Raw genomic sequence first — 15,506 nt, 5'->3', positions numbered from 1 at the left:
GACGCAGAGCACCGACCTCGGCCCCGAGGACCGCAAGATCATCACGCTGGCCCGCAGTGCCCGGGCCCGCAACGGTGTGCCCGAGGGTGCCGCCGCCGGGCCCCACCCCCTCGGGCCCGGCGCACACCGCTGACCGGCTCTCGCGGAACCGGCCGAACGTGACCGGCCGAACGTCACCGGCCCTGGCGGAACCGCCTCTGACGTGACCCGCCTTCGCGGAACGGCCCCCCGAACGCCGTTGATCCGGCCGGAGCCGCCGCCGTTCCGGGTTCACGCGTCCAGCGCCGCCAGCTCCTCCTCCGTCAGCTCCAGTCCGGCCGCCGCCGCGGAGTCCGTGACGGTGGCCGGGCGGCTCGCCCCGGGGATGGGCACGACCGTGGGCGACTTCGCCAGCAGCCAGGCCAGCGCGACCCGTTGCGGGCTGACCCCGCGCTCGCGCGCCACGGCGTGGAAGGCCGCGTAAGGGCTCGCCGCCGCGAGCGCCGACGAGCCGTCCAGGGAGCTGCGCGAGATCCCGCCGAGCGGGCTCCAGGGCAGGAACGCCAACCCCCGTTCCGCGCACAGGCGCAGCTCGGGTTCGCTGTCGCGCACCTCGGGCGAGTAGCGGTTCTGCACGGACACCAGGCGGTCGCCCAGCATGTCGTGCGCGAGCGCGATCTGCGCGGAGTCGGCGTTGGAGATGCCCGCGTACCGGATCGTCCCCTCCTCCAGCAGGTCCCGCAGCGCGCCGACGGATTCGGCGTACGGGACCGCCGGGTCCGGCTTGTGCAGCTGGTACAGCCCGACGGCGGGGCCGCCCAGCCGGGCGAGCGATGCCCGCGCGGCCCGCTTGATGTGCCGCGGATACCCGTCGACCGTCCAGCCCCCGTCGGCCGTGCGCCCCCGGCCGCCCTTGGTGGCGACGAGCACGCCGCCGGTGTCCCCGCCGTACGAGGCGAGCGCGCGGGCCACGAGCCGTTCGCCGGCTCCCGGTTCGCCGCCGGGCACGTGGTACGAGTCGGCCGTGTCGATCAGGGTGACGCCCGCGTCGAGCGCCGCGTGGACGGTGGCGACGGCCCGCCGCACGTCGGGGTGACCCTCGATGGACAGGGGCATGGCCCCGTACCCGATGGCGCCGACCCGGAGATCGCCGAGCATGCGGTGCCTCATCGCCGGGCCTCCCCGTCGCCCCCTCGCGCGCCGAGCGTCTCGGCGACGGCGCGGCCGAGCCAGTCGCAGGTGTGGCCGAACGCGAAGCCCAGTGCGGTGGCGCGGGCGTTGTCCATTGCGTAGGAGCGGGCGAAGGAGAACGGCGACGTCTCGCCGACCTCCACCGTCGTGAATTGCGCCTCGGCGCCCGTGAGACGGCCGATCGCCGCGCAGATGCCGGCGGTCGTGAGCGGGCCGTGGGAATTCGCGTTCACGGGGCCCGTGAAGTCCCGGCCGGCCGCCCAGAAGAGGAAGTCGGCGATCTCCTCGACGTGAACGTAGGTCGCCGGATGGTTCCGCGCGGGCACCGCGACGGGCCTGCCCGCGCGCATCAGGGACGCGTAGTGCTCCAGTCTCCCCGTGAAGTCGTCTGCCCCGCCCAGCACATGGGCGGTCCGCACGGACACCCAGTCGAATCCGGCGCCGGCCGCGAAGACGGCCTCCGCCTGCCGCTTCCCCTCGCCGTAGTGCCCGTCCCGGAAATCCGCGTCGTCCCACGGGGCCGTGAGGTCGACCAGCACGCTCAGCGGGTCGACAGCGCCCTCGCCGACCGGCGCGGCCGAGTCCTCGTACTCGTAGACCTCCACGGTGGACGTCATGACATAGCGCCCGGTGCGGCCCGCGAACACCCGGCGGGCGACGTCCGCCTGGCGCGGGGTGTAGCAGACCTGGTCGATCACCACGTCGAATGCGCGCGGGCCGACCGCGGTCCGCAGAGCGTGCTCGTCGTCGCGGTCGGCCCGCAGCGCCGTCACGCCCGCGGGCGGTGCGGACGAACCGCGATTCAGCACGGTGACCCGGTCACCGGAATTCAGCAGCCGGGATATCAGCCGCTTTCCGAAATACCGATTTCCCCCGATGACCAGTACGTCCCTCATCCGACCCGGATCCTCTTTTCCTGTCCCCGATTTCCTTGTGGGACACCAGTGTTATGTTTGCGGGCCGCGTCATGAAGGGGGAGACATGGGAGATCCGGCCGCCGCGCCGAAAGAACCACGGCATCCGAGGGCCGTCGCCAAGGAAACGTCGGTGGCCGCTCTGGATGCCGTCGACCGGCACATCCTGGAGATCCTCCAGCGGGACGGCCGCGTCAAGCTCAGCGAGCTCGGACGCCGGGTCCGGCTGAGCCCGGCGGCGGTCACCGAGCGGGTCCGCAGGCTGGAGGCGTCCGGGGTGATCACGGGCTACGGGGCGCACGTCTCGCCCGCCCGGCTCGGACACGGCATCCAGGCGTTCATCCGCGTGAATCCCCACGGCGGCCACAACTTCAAGCACCCGAGGACGCTGGAGCTGCTGGAGCGCCCGGAGGTGATCGAGGCGCACCACGTCGTCGGCGAGGACTGCTGGATCCTCAAGGTCGCCGTCACCGACACGGTCCACCTGGAGGACGTGCTGGAACAGGTCTCGGCGCTCGGCCGCACGACGACGTCGATCGTGCTGACCTCCCCGCTGGAGCGCAAGCCGCTGCTGCCGCACGGCGGTTGAGCGGCCGCCGGCCGTTGCCTTGACGTCGGCGTCAAGGATTACGGTCGGGGACATGCGAATCGGCGAGCTTGCGGAGCGGGCCGGCACGACCACCCGCACTCTGCGCTACTACGAGTCCCGCGGGCTCCTGCCCGCCCGGCGCGCGGTGAACGGCTACCGCACCTACGACGAGGACGACCTGCGGCTGCTCCGGCAGATCCGGACCCTGCAGGACTTCGGGTTCGACCTGGAGGAGACCCGGCCGTTCGTCGAATGCCTGCGCGCCGGGCACCCGGCGGGGGACTCCTGCCCCGCCTCGCTCGCCGTCTACCGGGCCAAGCTCGCCGAGCTGGACGCGCTCATCGACCAGTTGAGATCGGTGCGCGCGCAGGTCGGCGCGCAGTTGCTGCGCGCCGAGGCGCAACAACAGGCCGGCCCGGAACCCAGATGCGAATTCGGAGGCTGATCGATGATTCTGGCCAAGGACGTGGCCGTGGTGACGGACGCGGATTTCGACGCCGAGGTGCTGGGCGCCGACCGCCCGGTCCTGGTGGAGTTCGGCGCGGACTGGTGCGGCCCGTGCCGGCAGCTCGCGCCCGTGCTGAGCGCGGTGTCACGGGAGGAGGCCGACCGCCTGAAGGTCGTGCAGATCGACGCGGACGCCAACCCGGAGACGGTGACCTGCTACGGGGTGCTCTCGCTGCCGACGCTGCTGGTGTTCCGCAACGGCGAACCGGTCCGCTCGATGGTCGGCGCCCGCCCCAGGCGCCGGCTCCTCGAGGAACTGGAGGACGTGCTCACGCGCTGACGAGCGCGCCTGCGGGGCGACGGTCTCGCCGCCCGTCCGGCAACCCGCGGCGGGCCGGGACGCAGGTCCCGGCCGTTGCCGTCATCCGTCTCCACGCCCCGCATCGTGACGGGTGGGTTCCTGGCCCGTGGGGACGCCCTCGGCGGGGGAGCCGGAACGGCGGTCCTCGCCGCGCGGAGCGAGGACGCTTTGGGCGTCCTCGTACGCCGCTTCCGACAGCAGCGGACCCCACGCGGTGAACAGCCGCAGCAGTGCGCCGCCGTGCTCGGCCCGTATCGCGTCGTTCACCACCGCGAGGTCCAGCTCGTTCGCCGCCGTCAGTTCGGCGAAGTCCCGCAGCCGCGCGGGCGCGGGTGCGGACGTGCGGCCCGTGAACCGGTCGCGGAAGAGCGCGCCGGGCTGCGCCAGAGTCCCGTAGGACGCCTCGCGGTCGCAGCTCGCGTAGAAGTGCACGAGCTCCTCCGCCTCGGCGCCGATCACGGCGGCCAGTTCCCCGCGCCGCTCCCGTGGCAGCAGCGACGCGGCGAAGCCGTCGGTGCCGTAGAAGGCGTGGCACAGTCCCGCCAGCCGCAGCGCGGGGCGGGCACCCCAGCCGGCGAGGCGCTGCTCGACCCGCTCCAGGTGAGCCAGGAGGGTGCCTCCCGGGTGGCCGAGGTCCGCCGCGCCGTGCCGTCGCAGCAGCGCTGTCGCCGCGGTGATGCCCGCCGATATGTCCGTCGGTGTGTCCATGCGCAGAAAAATACCCCGACCGAATTGACGGCCGGGGGCTTTCTCTGCGTATATTGAATGTTTCCGAGTTTGCCTGCGTCAGGGCGCAGCGATAAACGCGGAGAAGTTCATTGGTGACACCATATCGCGTCAGGAGCTGAATTGTCAACCGAGGAATTGCAGAACGAGCAGCAATTCATCACCGGGCTCTACGAGCGTCTCGACGCGCTGCGCGAGGAGGCCGAAGGGGCCATCGCGTCCACGTTGAGGCAGGCCAGCACCGGCCTCGCCCAGTCCCGCGTGGAACGGGACGTGGGCGTCGCCGAACACGGTGCGCACCTCTCCGCGCTCAATGCGGTCGACAACGGTCTGTGTTTCGGCCGCATCGATCTCAAGGACGGCACACGTCATCACATCGGCAGAATCGGAATGCGCAAGGACGATCCGCAGCGCACTCCGATGCTCATCGACTGGCGCGCGCCCGTCGCCCGGCCCTTCTACCTCGCCACCGGCCACGAGGCGATGGGGCTCAGCAGACGGCGGCACATCAGCACCCGGGGCCGGACCGTCACCGCGCTGCACGACGAGATCCTCGACCTCGCGGACACCACCCGCACCGGCTACGAGGCGCACGACGCCGACGAGGTGCTGCTCGCCGCGCTCGGCGCCGCACGCACCGGGCGCATGGCCGACATCGTGCAGACCATCCAGGCCGAGCAGGACCGCATCATCCGTGCCCCGCGCCACGGCGTGCTCGTCGTCGAGGGCGGACCCGGCACGGGGAAGACCGCGGTCGCGCTGCACCGCGCCGCGTACCTCCTCTACGCCCACCGCGAGCAGCTCGCCCGCCGCGCCGTCCTGATCGTCGGCCCCAACCCCGCCTTCCTCGGCTACATCGGCGAGGTGCTGCCCTCCCTCGGCGAGACCGGCGTCCTGCTGTCCACGATGGGCGAGCTGTTCCCCGGCGTGCACGCCACCGGGACCGACACCCCCGAGGCCGCCGCCGTCAAGGGCGCGGCCCGGATGGCGGACGTCCTCGCCCGCGTCGTCGCCGGCCGGCAGACGCTGCCCGAGACCCTGCCGACGGCCACCGGCGAGGACGGCGGCGCCCTGCCCGAACCCGCCCTGGAGATCGACCACGCCGAGTACGGGACGCTGCTGCTGCACCGGGAGATGGCGTACGAGGCCCGCGACCGGGCACGGGACACCGGACTCCCGCACAACCTGGCCCGCCCCCACTTCGCCTTCCGCGTCATCGACGCGCTGACCGAACAGCTCGCCGACCGGCTCGGCGCGGACCCGTACGGCGGCGAGAACCTGCTGGGACCCGACGACATCGCCCAGCTCGGCAAGGAGATCGCCACCAGCGCCGAGGTCCACGCGGCCATCGACACGCTGTGGCCCCCGCTCACGCCGCAGCAGCTGGTCGCCGGCTTCCTCGCCGAGCCGGAGCCGTACCTGGATCCCGAGGACGCGGCCGCCGTCCGGCGCGCCGGAGGTCCCTGGACGCCCGCCGACGTGCCGCTCCTCGACGAGGCAGCCGAGCTCCTGGGCGTCGACGACAGCGCGGAGCGGGCCGCGGCCGAGGCCGAGCGCCAGGACCGTATCGCCTACGCGCAGGGCGTGCTGGAGCTGTCGCACGGCTCGCAGACGTACGAGTTCGAGGACGAGGAGTCCGAGGTGCTCGCCGCGCACGACATCATCGACGCCGAGCGCATGGCCGAGCGCCACGAGGAGGCCGACCACCGCAGCGCGGCCGCCCGCGCCGCCGCCGACCGCACCTGGGCGTTCGGGCACATCATCGTCGACGAGGCGCAGGAGCTGTCCGCGATGGCGTGGCGGCTGCTGATGCGCCGCTGCCCCACCCGGTCGATGACCCTGGTCGGCGACCCGGCGCAGACCGGCGACGCGGCGGGCTGCGGATCGTGGCGGGAGATCCTGGAGCCTTATGTCGGCGACCGTTTCGAGCACACCCGGCTGGGCGTCAACTACCGCACACCCGCCGAGGTCATGGCGCTCGCGGCCGAGGTGCGGCGCGCCGAGGACCCGGCCTTCGAGCCGCCGCGCTCGGTGCGCTCCACCGGCGTCGACCCCTGGCAGGTCGTCGTCGCCCCGGACGAACTCGCCCGCACCGTGGCCGCGCACGTCGCCCGCGCGCCGCACGAGGGTCGGCTCGCGGTGATCGCACCCGCCGCGCTGCACACCGTGCTCGCCGCCGAACTGCCGGACGTGATCGCGGGCGAGGAGCCGGACCTGACCCGGCCCGTCGTGCTGCTCGACCCGAAGGCGGCGAAGGGGCTGGAGTTCGACACGGTGATCGTGGTCGAGCCCGGCCTCATCCGCTCGGGCTCCGCGCGCGGCGTGAACGACCTCTACGTCGCCTGCACCCGCGCCACCCAGCGGCTCGGCCTGGTGAGCACCGGCGCGTAGGTCCTCCCAGGGCTCGCGAGACCGGCAAGATCCGAGGGCGTAGCCGAAGGTGCCCCGCTGCCGCGCCGGCAGCGGGGCACGGCCCGTCCGTCAGGCCGGGCGCAGCCAGATCGTCGCCAGCGGCGGCAGCGTCGGCGCGATCGACGTCCGCCTGCCGTGCGACTCCACCTGCTCCGGCTTCATCGGCTCCGCGTTGCGCACGCCCGAGCCGCCGAACCGCTCCTCGTCCGTGTTCAGGACCTCCACCCAGGCGGACACCACCCCCGGCACCCCGAGCCGGAAGTCGTGACGCACCACCGGCGAGAAGTTGCTCACGGCGAGCAGCGGCGTGCCCTCCCTGTCGAACCGCAGGAAGGCGAAGACGTTGTCCTCGGCCGCCCCGCCGTCCACCCAGGCGAAGCCCTCCGGCACGGTGTCGAGCTGCCACAGCTCGGGCGCGTCGCCGTAGACCGCGTTCAGCTCGCGCACGAGGTCCCGGACACCCCGGTGGTCGGGCTCCGCCGAGTACGACGGGTCCAGCAGCCACCAGTCGGGGCCGTGGCCCTCGGACCACTCCGCGCCCTGGGCGAACTCCTGCCCCATGAACAGCAGTTGCTTGCCGGGATGGGCCCACATGAAGCCCAGGTACGCGCGGTGGTTCGCCCGCTGCTGCCACCAGTCGCCCGGCATCTTGCTCACCAGCGCACGCTTGCCGTGCACCACCTCGTCGTGCGAGATGGGCAGCACATAGTTCTCGCTGTACGCGTACACCATCGAGAACGTCATCTCGTTGTGGTGGAACTTGCGGTGCACCGGCTCCTTCGCCACGTACTGAAGCGAGTCGTGCATCCAGCCCATGTTCCACTTCAGACCGAAGCCGAGGCCGCCGTGGTGCGTGGGCCGGGTCACGCCGTTCCAGGCCGTCGACTCCTCGGCGATCGTGACGACGCCCGGGTTGCGCCGGTAGACGGTGGCGTTCATCTCCTGGAGGAAGGAGACCGCGTCCAGGTTCTCCCGGCCGCCGTGCTCGTTCGGCGACCACTGGCCGTCCTCGCGCGAGTAGTCGAGGTACAGCATCGACGCGACGGCGTCGACGCGCAGCCCGTCGACATGGAACTCCTCGCACCAGTACGTGGCGTTGGCGACCAGGAAGTTGCGCACCTCCTTGCGGCCGTAGTCGAACTCCAGCGTGCCCCAGTCCGGGTGGGCCGCCCGTGCCGGATCGCTGTGCTCGTACAGCGGCCGCCCGTCGAACTGCGCCAGCGCCCAGTCGTCGCGCGGGAAGTGCGCCGGCACCCAGTCCACCAGCACGCCGATGCCGGCCCGGTGCAGGCTGTCGACGAGGAAGCGGAAGTCGTCCGGGGTGCCCATCCGGGAGGTCGGTGCGTAGAAGCCGGTGACCTGGTAGCCCCAGGAGCCGCCGAAGGGGTGCTCGGCGACCGGCATGAACTCCACGTGCGTGAAACCGAGGTCCTTCACGTACCGCGGCAGCTGCTCGGCGAGCTGGCGGTACGTCAGACCGGGACGCCATGACGGCAGATGCACCTCGTACACGCAGAACGGCGCCTCGTGGACGGGGCGGTCGGCGCGGTGCGCCATCCACTCGCCGTCCTGCCACACGTGGTGGGACTCGGTCACGATCGACGCGTTCGCGGGCGGCACCTCGGTGCGCCGGGCCATCGGGTCGGCCCGCTGCGTGCGCGAGCCGTCCGGGCGCGTGATCTCGAACTTGTACAGGGTGCCCTCGGCGACGCCCGGCAGGAACAGCTCCCACACGCCGGTCGCGCCGAGCGACCGCATGGGGTGGCCGGTGCCGTCCCAGAAGTTGAAGTCACCGACCACCCTGACGCCGCGGGCGTCGGGCGCCCAGACCGTGAACCGGGTGCCGGTCACGCCCTGGTGCGTCATGGGATGCGCGCCGAGCGCCTTCCACAGCTCCTCGTGCCGGCCCTCGCCGATGAGATACAGGTCGAGGTCGCCCAGCGCGGGCAGCAGGCGGTACGGGTCCTCGACCTCGAAGCCGTCCTCGTGGCCCTCGTAGGCGACCAGGAGCCGGTAGTCGGGGACGGTCCGCTGGGGGAGCACGCCGGAGAAGAAGCCGTCGCCGTCGTCGTTCAGCTCGGCGCGCAGCCCCTTGGCGAGGACGGTCACGGAGAGCGCGTGCGGACGCAGGACGCGGATCTGGATGCCGCCGCGGACCGAGTGCGCGCCGAGCACGGCGTGCGGGTCGTGGTGGCTGCCGGACAGGAGCCGTCCGCGGTCGTCGTCCCCGAGCGGCTTGGCCGCCCGTACGCCGCCGGTCCGGGGGCGCGGCGCGCCCCGGCCGCCGCCGGAGCCCTTGGCGGGCGCGCCCGCCGTGCCCGTGCGGCCGCCGCCGGAGCCCTTGGCGGGCAAGGACCCGCCGGCCGCGTCCGCCGTGCCGGTCCGTGCCGCGCGCGCTGCGCCTGCCGTGGACCCGCTCACGGCCAACGGCTCGCGCGCCGGGCCGTCCTCCACGGGATCGGCCTTGCGCGCCGCGGTGACGCGCCGCCGGGCGGATGCCTCGCCGCCGGCCCCGGGCACGGGGTCCGTCGTGGGCGCGGGGGCGTCGTCCGCGGTGTGCTCGTCCGCCGCGGCGTCGCGGGCGGAGACGACGCGTCGTGCGGTGGCTGAGGGGCTGTCTGGCGCGGCCTGTTCGTCGGCTCCGGCGTTGCGGGCGGAGGCGACGCGTCGTGCGGTGGGTGTGGGGCTGTCTGCCGCGGTGTGCTCGTCGGCTCCGGCGTTGCGGGCGGAGGCCACGCGTCGCGCCGTGGGCGCGGGGGCGTCGGCCCCGGTCCTGCCGGCCGCGGCCGTGCGTCGGGCCGTGGGCTTCGTCCCGGCCGCGTCCCCGTCCGCGGCCCTGGGCGCCGCAGCCTCCGCGCCGTCGGCCCCGGCGGTACCGGACCCGGTCCCGGGCGACGACCCCGACGCACTGTCCCCGCCCGGCTCGGCCCCCGTCGGCGTGGAAGTACCGCCCGGCCGCTGCGGGGCGCCGGACACGGACCCGTCTGCCGTGCCGGGCTCCGCGGGAGCGGGCGCGGGCTCCGGCGCGGCAGCCGCATCGGCCGCGGCCCGGCCGGTGCCGGACGCGGTCCCCGAAGACGCCGACGTGTCGTCCCCGCCCGCCCGAGCGGTATCGGCGCCCGGCGCGGGGGCCTCGGGCGGGGTGGCGCCGTCGTGGCCCGGTGGGGGCGGGGCAGGGGTCGGGGCGGCGGCGGGGCGAGAGGAGCGGCGGGGGGTCACGGGGGTCGGCCTCCTGGGCGCGAGTCGCGAGTAAGGGAGCGGGGAGAGTCAGTCGAGCGTCGCGAGGCGGTCGATCGCGGCCATCGGAACCGGCAGCCAGTGCGGCCGGTGCCTGGCCTCGTACACGACCTCGTAGACGGCCTTGTCGGTCTCGTAGGCGCGCAGCAGTTCGGGCTCGGCGCGCGGGTCGCTGCCGCAGGCCTCCGCGTAGCCCGTGCAGTACGCGTCGCGGCACGCCTCCGCCCAGGCCGGGTTGGACGGGCGGTGCGTGCGGGCCGCGTAGTCGAAGGAACGGAGCATTCCGGCGACGTCGCGCACCGCCGGCTGCGGGCGGCAGCGCTCGGTGAGCGGCCGGGCCGGCTCGCCCTCGAAGTCGATGACCGACCAGGGCGTCGCGACGGGGCCGCGCAGTATCTGTCCGAGGTGCAGATCGCCGTGCACGCGCTGCGCGGCCCAGATGCGGCCGCGCCGCCCGAGCACCGCCACCGCCTCGAACGCCGTCCGCAGCCGGGGCGCGTACGGCTCCAGCGCGGGAACCGCGCCCACGGCGGCCTCCAGCCGCCGGGTCATCGCGGTGGCCAGCTCCTCGCTCTGCGCTCCGCTGAGCTTCACGCTCGGCAGCGCGCGGGCCAGCGCCGTGTGCACCTCGGCGGTCACGCGCCCGAGTTCACCGGCCTCGTTCCGGAAGGAGCGGCCCGCGGCCAGGGCCTCGAGGGCGAGCACCCATCCGTCGCGCGAGCCGCGCAGGAACGGCTGGAGCACGCCCAGGGTGAAAGGTTCCGGCGCGGCCGACTCGTACCAGGCGACAGGCGTGGGCACCCGCTCGCATCCCGCGCGGGCCAGCGCGAGCGGCAGCTCCAGATCCGGGTTGGGGCCGGGGTGCAGGCGGCGGAAGAGCTTGAGGATGTACGTGTCGCCGTACACCAGCGAGGAGTTGGACTGCTCCGCGCCGAGCGGCCGGGGTGCGAGTCCGTGGGGGATCGCGGGCGAGCCGCCGTAGCGCTGGAAGCGCAGCGGCCCCAGCGAGCCCGGCGTACGCAGCCGCTCCAGGAGCAGGGCGGCGAGCCGTGGGTCGTGGGTGCCCTCGTACACGATGCGCCCGGCGAGCGGGCCGTCGGTGAGATGGCCGATGAGCGCGGGCGCGAGAGCGTGCGGCAGGGCCTCCCGTACGCCGATCAGCAGTTGGTAGCAGTCGCCCGGCGCCCCGGGCTGCTCGACTCGTACGAGCAGGTGCAGCAGACCCGGTCCCGGGCCCCGCAGAGGCAGCAGTTCGGTCGCCGACACGAGGGAGAAGCCGGTGACCGGCGTTCCCTTGCCCGCGAACCAGCGCTGCCGGGGCAGCCATTGGTGGAGCAGGGGGGCGAGCGACGGAAGCAGAGCGAGCGGGATCCGGGTGGATGCAGCCTCCGACATGGGCATCGCGTCCTTTCCCCGGGTACACCACGAATGCGCAAAGTGTCCCGGATTACAGCTGTGGCTGTCCGGCGGCGCGCGGGGATGAGGGGGAGAGTGCCCGGTGCGGGGCGGCGGAAACCGCCCCGCCGGCGCCGGGGGCGCCTTTCGGACCCGTGACTCCCCCTCCGGGGGGCGTCAGACCGGGGTGGTTCCCGTTCCGGTGCCGGGCATCACGGTCGGTGCCGGCACCGGTGCGGCCTCCTTCCGCAGCCGGAACCAGTAGAAGCCGTGGCCCGCGAGCGTCAGCAGATACGGCCATTGACCGATGGCCGGGAACCGCACCCCGCCGATCAGTTCCACCGGGTGGCGTCCGTTGAACGTCTGCAGATCGAGCTCGGTCGGCTGTGCGAACCGCGAGAAGTTGTGCACACAGAGCACGAGATCGTCCTTGTACTCGCGCAGGAAGGCGAGCACCGCGGGATTCGACGACGGCAGCTCGGTGTACGAACCGAGTCCGAAGGCCGGGTTCTGCTTGCGGATCTCGATCATCCGGCGCGTCCAGTGCAGCAGCGACGACGGAGAGGACATCGACGCCTCGACGTTGGTGACCTGGTAGCCGTAGACCGGGTCCATGATGGTCGGCAGGTACAGCCGGCCCGGGTCGCAGGAGGAGAAGCCCGCGTTGCGGTCGGGGGTCCACTGCATCGGTGTGCGCACCGCGTCGCGGTCGCCGAGCCAGATGTTGTCGCCCATGCCGATCTCGTCGCCGTAGTAGAGGATCGGCGAGCCGGGCAGGGACAGCAGCAGCGCGGTGAACAGCTCGATCTGGTTGCGGTCGTTGTCCAGCAGCGGGGCAAGACGGCGGCGGATGCCGATGTTGGCGCGCATCCGCGGGTCCTTGGCGTACTCCGCGTACATGTAGTCGCGTTCTTCGTCCGTGACCATCTCGAGCGTGAGCTCGTCGTGGTTGCGCAGGAAGATGCCCCACTGGCAGTTCTTCGGGATGGCCGGGGTCTTGGCCAGGATCTCCGAGACCGGGTAGCGGGACTCACGCCGCACCGCCATGAAGATCCGCGGCATCACCGGGAAGTGGAACGCCATGTGGCACTCGTCGCCGCCGGCCGCGTAGTCGCCGAAGTAGTCGACGACGTCCTCGGGCCACTGGTTGGCCTCGGCGAGGAGCACCGTGTCCGGGTAGTGCGCGTCGATCTCCTTGCGCACCCGCTTCAGGAAGGAGTGCGTGCGCGGCAGGTTCTCGCAGTTGGTGCCCTCCTCCTGGTACAGGTACGGCACGGCGTCGAGCCGGAATCCGTCGATGCCCAGGTCCAGCCAGAACCGCAGCGCGGAGATGATCTCCTCCTGCACGGCGGGGTTCTCGTAGTTGAGGTCGGGCTGGTGGGAGAAGAACCGGTGCCAGTAGTACTGCTTCCGTACCGGGTCGAAGGTCCAGTTCGACGACTCCGTGTCGACGAAGATGATGCGGGCGTCCTGGTACTGCTTGTCGTCGTCGGCCCAGACGTAGTAGTCGCCGTACGGGCCGTCGGGGTTGGTCCGGGACTCCTGGAACCACGGGTGCTGGTCGCTGGTGTGGTTCACCACGAAGTCGATGATGACGCGCATGCCGCGCTGGTGGGCGGCGTCCACGAACTCCACGAAGTCGGCCAGGTCACCGAAGTCGGGCAGCACCGAGGTGTAGTCGGCGACGTCGTAACCGCCGTCCTTCAAGGGTGACTTGAAGAACGGCGGCAGCCACAGGCAGTCGACGCCCAGCCACTGCAGATAGTCCAGTTTGGCGGTGATTCCCTTGAGGTCGCCGATGCCGTCGCCGTTGCTGTCCTGGAAGGAGCGGACGAGGACCTCGTAGAAGACGGCCCGCTTGAACCAGTCGGGGTCGCGGTCGCGGGCGGGAGTGTCCTCGAACGTGTCGGGAACGGGTTCATTGACGATCATGATGTGGGTGACCCTCCGGTCTGCGGGGACGGTCGCAGGGTGACGATGTGCGCGGGCGTGATGCCCGGCTCGAGGCGCACATAGTTGGCCCTGCCCCAGTGATAGGTCTCGCCGGTGAGCTCGTCGCGCACCGGTACGGTCTCGTGTTCTTCGAGTCCGAGCCGCGGCATGTCCAACGAGACCGTGGCCTCCTGGGTGTGGTGGGGGTCGAGGTTGGCGACGACGAGCACGACGTCCTGGCCCGAGCGCTTGGAGTAGGCGATCACCGCCTCGTTGTCGGCGTGGTGGAAGTGGACGTCGCGCAGCTGCTGAAGTGCCGGGTGGCGGCGCCTGAGCCGGTTGAGCAGGGTGATGAGAGGAGTGATGGTGCGGCCCTCCCGCTCGGCCGACTCCCAGTCCCGCGGCCGCAGTTGGTACTTCTCCGAGCAGCGGTACTCCTCGCTTCCGACGCGCAGCGGGACGTTCTCGCACAGCTCGTACCCGGCGTACATGCCCCACGACGGCGACAGCGTCGCGGCCAGCACCGCCCGCACCTCGAACGCGGGCCGGCCGCCCTCCTGGAGGTAGGCGTGCAGGATGTCGGGGGTGTTCACGAAGAAGTTCGGCCGCATGTACGAGGCGGCCTCACCGGACAGTTCCCGGATGTACTCGGTGAGTTCGTGCTTGCCGTTGCGCCAGGTGAAGTAGGTGTACGACTGCTGGAAGCCGATCGCGGCCAGCGTGTGCATCATGGCCGGTCTGGTGAACGCCTCCGCGAGGAAGACCACGTCGGGGTCCGCGCCGTTGATCTCGGCGATCACCTGTTCCCAGAAGACGACGGGCTTGGTGTGCGGGTTGTCGACACGGAAGATGCGCACACCCCGGTCCATCCAGAAGCGCAGCAGCCGCACCGTCTCGCGGACCAGTCCCGGCATGTCGGCGTCGAAGGCGATGGGGTAGATGTCCTGGTACTTCTTCGGCGGGTTCTCGGCGTACGCGATGGAGCCGTCGGGGCGGTGGCGGAACCACTCCGGGTGCTCCTCCACCCAGGGGTGGTCGGGCGAGCACTGGAGCGCGAAGTCCAGCGCGACCTCCATGCGCAGCGAGCGGGCCGCCCGCACGAAGTGGTCGAAGTCCGTGAGCGTGCCGAGGTCGGGGTGGATCGCGTCGTGACCGCCCTCGGCCGAGCCGATCGCCCAGGGCACGCCGACGTCATGGGGGCCCGGCGTCAGGGAGTTGTCGCGGCCCTTGCGGTGGGTGGTGCCGATGGGGTGGACGGGCGGCAGGTACACCACGTCGAAGCCCATCGCCGCGATGGCCGGAAGCCGCTCGGCCGCGGTGCGCAGCGTGCCGGAGACGGGCGGCTCGCCCTCCTTGACCACCGCGCCCTCCGAACGCGGGAACAGCTCGTACCAGGAGCCGTACAGCGCGCGCCGGCGCTCGACCTTGAGCGGCAGCGGCGGTGACGAACTGACCAGTTCGCGCAGGGGGTGACGGGCGAGCGCGGCGGCGGCGTCGGCGGCGAGGGCGGCGGCGAGCCGTGCGGCCGCGGGCCGTTCCGTGTCACGGAGTGCGTCGGCGACCGCGAGGACCGCCTCACGGCCGTCCTTCTTGGGCACTCCGGCCGCGGCGCGCTCGTACAGCTCGGCGCCCTCCGCGAGGACCAGTTCGGTGTCGATGCCGGCCGGGACCTTGATCCCGGCGTGGTGCCGCCAGGTGGCGACCGGGTCGCTCCACGCCTCCACCGTGTAGGTCCACGCGCCCTCGCAGTCGGGGGTGACGTCGGCGCCCCAGCGGTCGGTGCCGGGAGCCAGCTCCCGCATCGGGGTGAAGGGCCCCGGGCGGCCCTTCGGGTCGTGCAGCACGACATTGGCGGCGACCGCGTCGTGGCCCTCGCGGAAGACCGTGGCGGTGACCCGGAAGGTCTCACCCGCCACGGCTTTCGCCGGCCTTCTGCCGCAGTCGACGAGCGGGCGTACGTCCAGGACGGGAATGCGACCAATGAGCGAGTTCACGACATCACCTGAGGGCTGTGCGGGCAGGGCGGGTCGAGCACGTAGAGGCAGTGTTTGTCTTCTTTGTAACTGCTCGGTCGGTGACTGGCCGGGTGCGGGCATGTCGGCTCCTGTCCGCGTTCACTCGGGTGGCGGGAAAGGATGCGATCTTCAGGGCGCGCTCGCGTACGTACCGGATGAGCCTTCCCCCGCCCCAGGGGAGGCCAATCCGGCGATGTGTTAACTACTAGGACGTAGCGGGGCGCGCAAGACGGACGAAAAAGGACCGGACCCGTCACGCGAACGGAACCGGTCCTTCCTGTCTGCCCTTGTATACGGTCGCTCCCGAC

General features: G+C 72.3%; 11 protein-coding genes and 1 pseudogene. 5 read left to right on the top strand and 7 right to left on the bottom strand.

Features of this window, described 5'->3' with window-relative positions:
* Positions 1–94, top strand: a pseudogene (locus ACWD0A_RS28850) (cytidine deaminase); the annotation flags it as partial.
* 176 nt (positions 95–270) lie between these two features.
* Here the strand turns inward: ACWD0A_RS28850 and ACWD0A_RS28845 are convergent.
* Both ACWD0A_RS28845 and ACWD0A_RS28840 read right to left on the bottom strand, forming a co-directional pair.
* Positions 271–1,149, bottom strand: a complete 879-nt coding sequence (locus tag ACWD0A_RS28845) for an aldo/keto reductase (protein ID WP_451302773.1) — start codon at positions 1,147–1,149, stop codon at positions 271–273.
* Positions 1,146–2,066 carry an NAD-dependent epimerase/dehydratase family protein gene (locus ACWD0A_RS28840; RefSeq protein ID WP_451302771.1) on the bottom strand — a complete coding sequence of 307 codons (921 nt, stop codon included), beginning with the start codon at positions 2,064–2,066 and terminating at the stop codon, positions 1,146–1,148. Before ACWD0A_RS28840 ends, ACWD0A_RS28845 begins: the two co-directional genes overlap by 4 nt.
* Before the next feature lie 85 nt (positions 2,067–2,151).
* On the opposite strand from ACWD0A_RS28840, the gene ACWD0A_RS28835 reads away from it, so the two are divergent.
* From ACWD0A_RS28835 to trxA, 3 genes are read left to right on the top strand one after another with little or no spacing between them, the layout of a single operon-like run.
* Entirely contained in the window at positions 2,152–2,673 is a 522-nt protein-coding gene (locus ACWD0A_RS28835) for an Lrp/AsnC family transcriptional regulator (RefSeq protein WP_307713356.1), read from the top strand.
* Positions 2,674–2,725: 52 nt separating this feature from the next.
* Positions 2,726–3,118: a MerR family transcriptional regulator gene (locus ACWD0A_RS28830; protein WP_451302769.1), complete on the top strand. Its 393-nt coding sequence runs from the start codon at positions 2,726–2,728 to the stop codon at positions 3,116–3,118.
* A gap of 3 nt (positions 3,119–3,121) precedes the next feature.
* Entirely contained in the window at positions 3,122–3,460 is a 339-nt protein-coding gene (gene trxA, locus ACWD0A_RS28825) for a thioredoxin (protein WP_451302767.1), read from the top strand.
* A gap of 81 nt (positions 3,461–3,541) precedes the next feature.
* On the opposite strand, the gene ACWD0A_RS28820 is transcribed toward trxA, so the two are convergent.
* Positions 3,542–4,189 (bottom strand): DUF6817 domain-containing protein, encoded by a 648-nt coding sequence (locus ACWD0A_RS28820; RefSeq protein ID WP_451302765.1) that lies wholly within the window; start codon positions 4,187–4,189, stop codon positions 3,542–3,544.
* A 141-nt stretch (positions 4,190–4,330) separates the two neighbouring features.
* On the opposite strand from ACWD0A_RS28820, the gene ACWD0A_RS28815 reads away from it, so the two are divergent.
* On the top strand, positions 4,331–6,598 hold the full coding sequence (locus tag ACWD0A_RS28815) for a HelD family protein (RefSeq protein ID WP_451302763.1): 2,268 nt from the start codon (positions 4,331–4,333) through the stop codon (positions 6,596–6,598).
* Positions 6,599–6,688: 90 nt separating this feature from the next.
* Here ACWD0A_RS28815 and glgB read toward each other — a convergent pair whose 3' ends face one another.
* From glgB to ACWD0A_RS28795, 4 genes are all read right to left on the bottom strand, one after another.
* A complete protein-coding gene (glgB, locus tag ACWD0A_RS28810; RefSeq protein WP_451302775.1) occupies positions 6,689–8,971 on the bottom strand; it encodes a 1,4-alpha-glucan branching enzyme in 2,283 nt (760 codons plus the stop codon).
* Positions 8,972–9,886: 915 nt separating this feature from the next.
* Positions 9,887–11,251, bottom strand: a complete 1,365-nt coding sequence (locus ACWD0A_RS28805) for a maltokinase N-terminal cap-like domain-containing protein (RefSeq protein WP_451302761.1) — start codon at positions 11,249–11,251, stop codon at positions 9,887–9,889.
* Between the two features lie 177 nt (positions 11,252–11,428).
* Positions 11,429–13,183, bottom strand: coding sequence for a maltose alpha-D-glucosyltransferase (gene treS, locus ACWD0A_RS28800; RefSeq protein ID WP_451302759.1), 1,755 nt, complete (start codon positions 13,181–13,183; stop codon positions 11,429–11,431).
* Entirely contained in the window at positions 13,180–15,279 is a 2,100-nt protein-coding gene (locus tag ACWD0A_RS28795; protein WP_451302757.1) for an alpha-1,4-glucan--maltose-1-phosphate maltosyltransferase, read from the bottom strand. Before ACWD0A_RS28795 ends, treS begins: the two co-directional genes overlap by 4 nt.
* Positions 15,280–15,506 lie beyond the last annotated feature (227 nt).

The sequence above is a fragment of the Streptomyces sp. NPDC002867 genome (genome assembly GCF_053591895.1).
The sequence above is the reverse complement of the archived record's forward strand: the minus strand, read 5'-3'. Positions and strand labels throughout refer to the sequence as shown.

Coding starts and splice junctions, on each gene's coding strand:
- ACWD0A_RS28845 (WP_451302773.1), bottom strand. CDS start 1,149: ATGAGGCACCGCATGCTCGGCGATCTCCGGGTCGGCGCCATCGGGTAC.
- ACWD0A_RS28840 (WP_451302771.1), bottom strand. CDS start 2,066: ATGAGGGACGTACTGGTCATCGGGGGAAATCGGTATTTCGGAAAGCGG.
- ACWD0A_RS28835 (WP_307713356.1), top strand. CDS start 2,152: ATGGGAGATCCGGCCGCCGCGCCGAAAGAACCACGGCATCCGAGGGCC.
- ACWD0A_RS28830 (WP_451302769.1), top strand. CDS start 2,726: ATGCGAATCGGCGAGCTTGCGGAGCGGGCCGGCACGACCACCCGCACT.
- trxA (WP_451302767.1), top strand. CDS start 3,122: ATGATTCTGGCCAAGGACGTGGCCGTGGTGACGGACGCGGATTTCGAC.
- ACWD0A_RS28820 (WP_451302765.1), bottom strand. CDS start 4,189: ATGGACACACCGACGGACATATCGGCGGGCATCACCGCGGCGACAGCG.
- ACWD0A_RS28805 (WP_451302761.1), bottom strand. CDS start 11,251: ATGTCGGAGGCTGCATCCACCCGGATCCCGCTCGCTCTGCTTCCGTCG.
- treS (WP_451302759.1), bottom strand. CDS start 13,183: ATGATCGTCAATGAACCCGTTCCCGACACGTTCGAGGACACTCCCGCC.
- ACWD0A_RS28795 (WP_451302757.1), bottom strand. CDS start 15,279: ATGCCCGCACCCGGCCAGTCACCGACCGAGCAGTTACAAAGAAGACAA.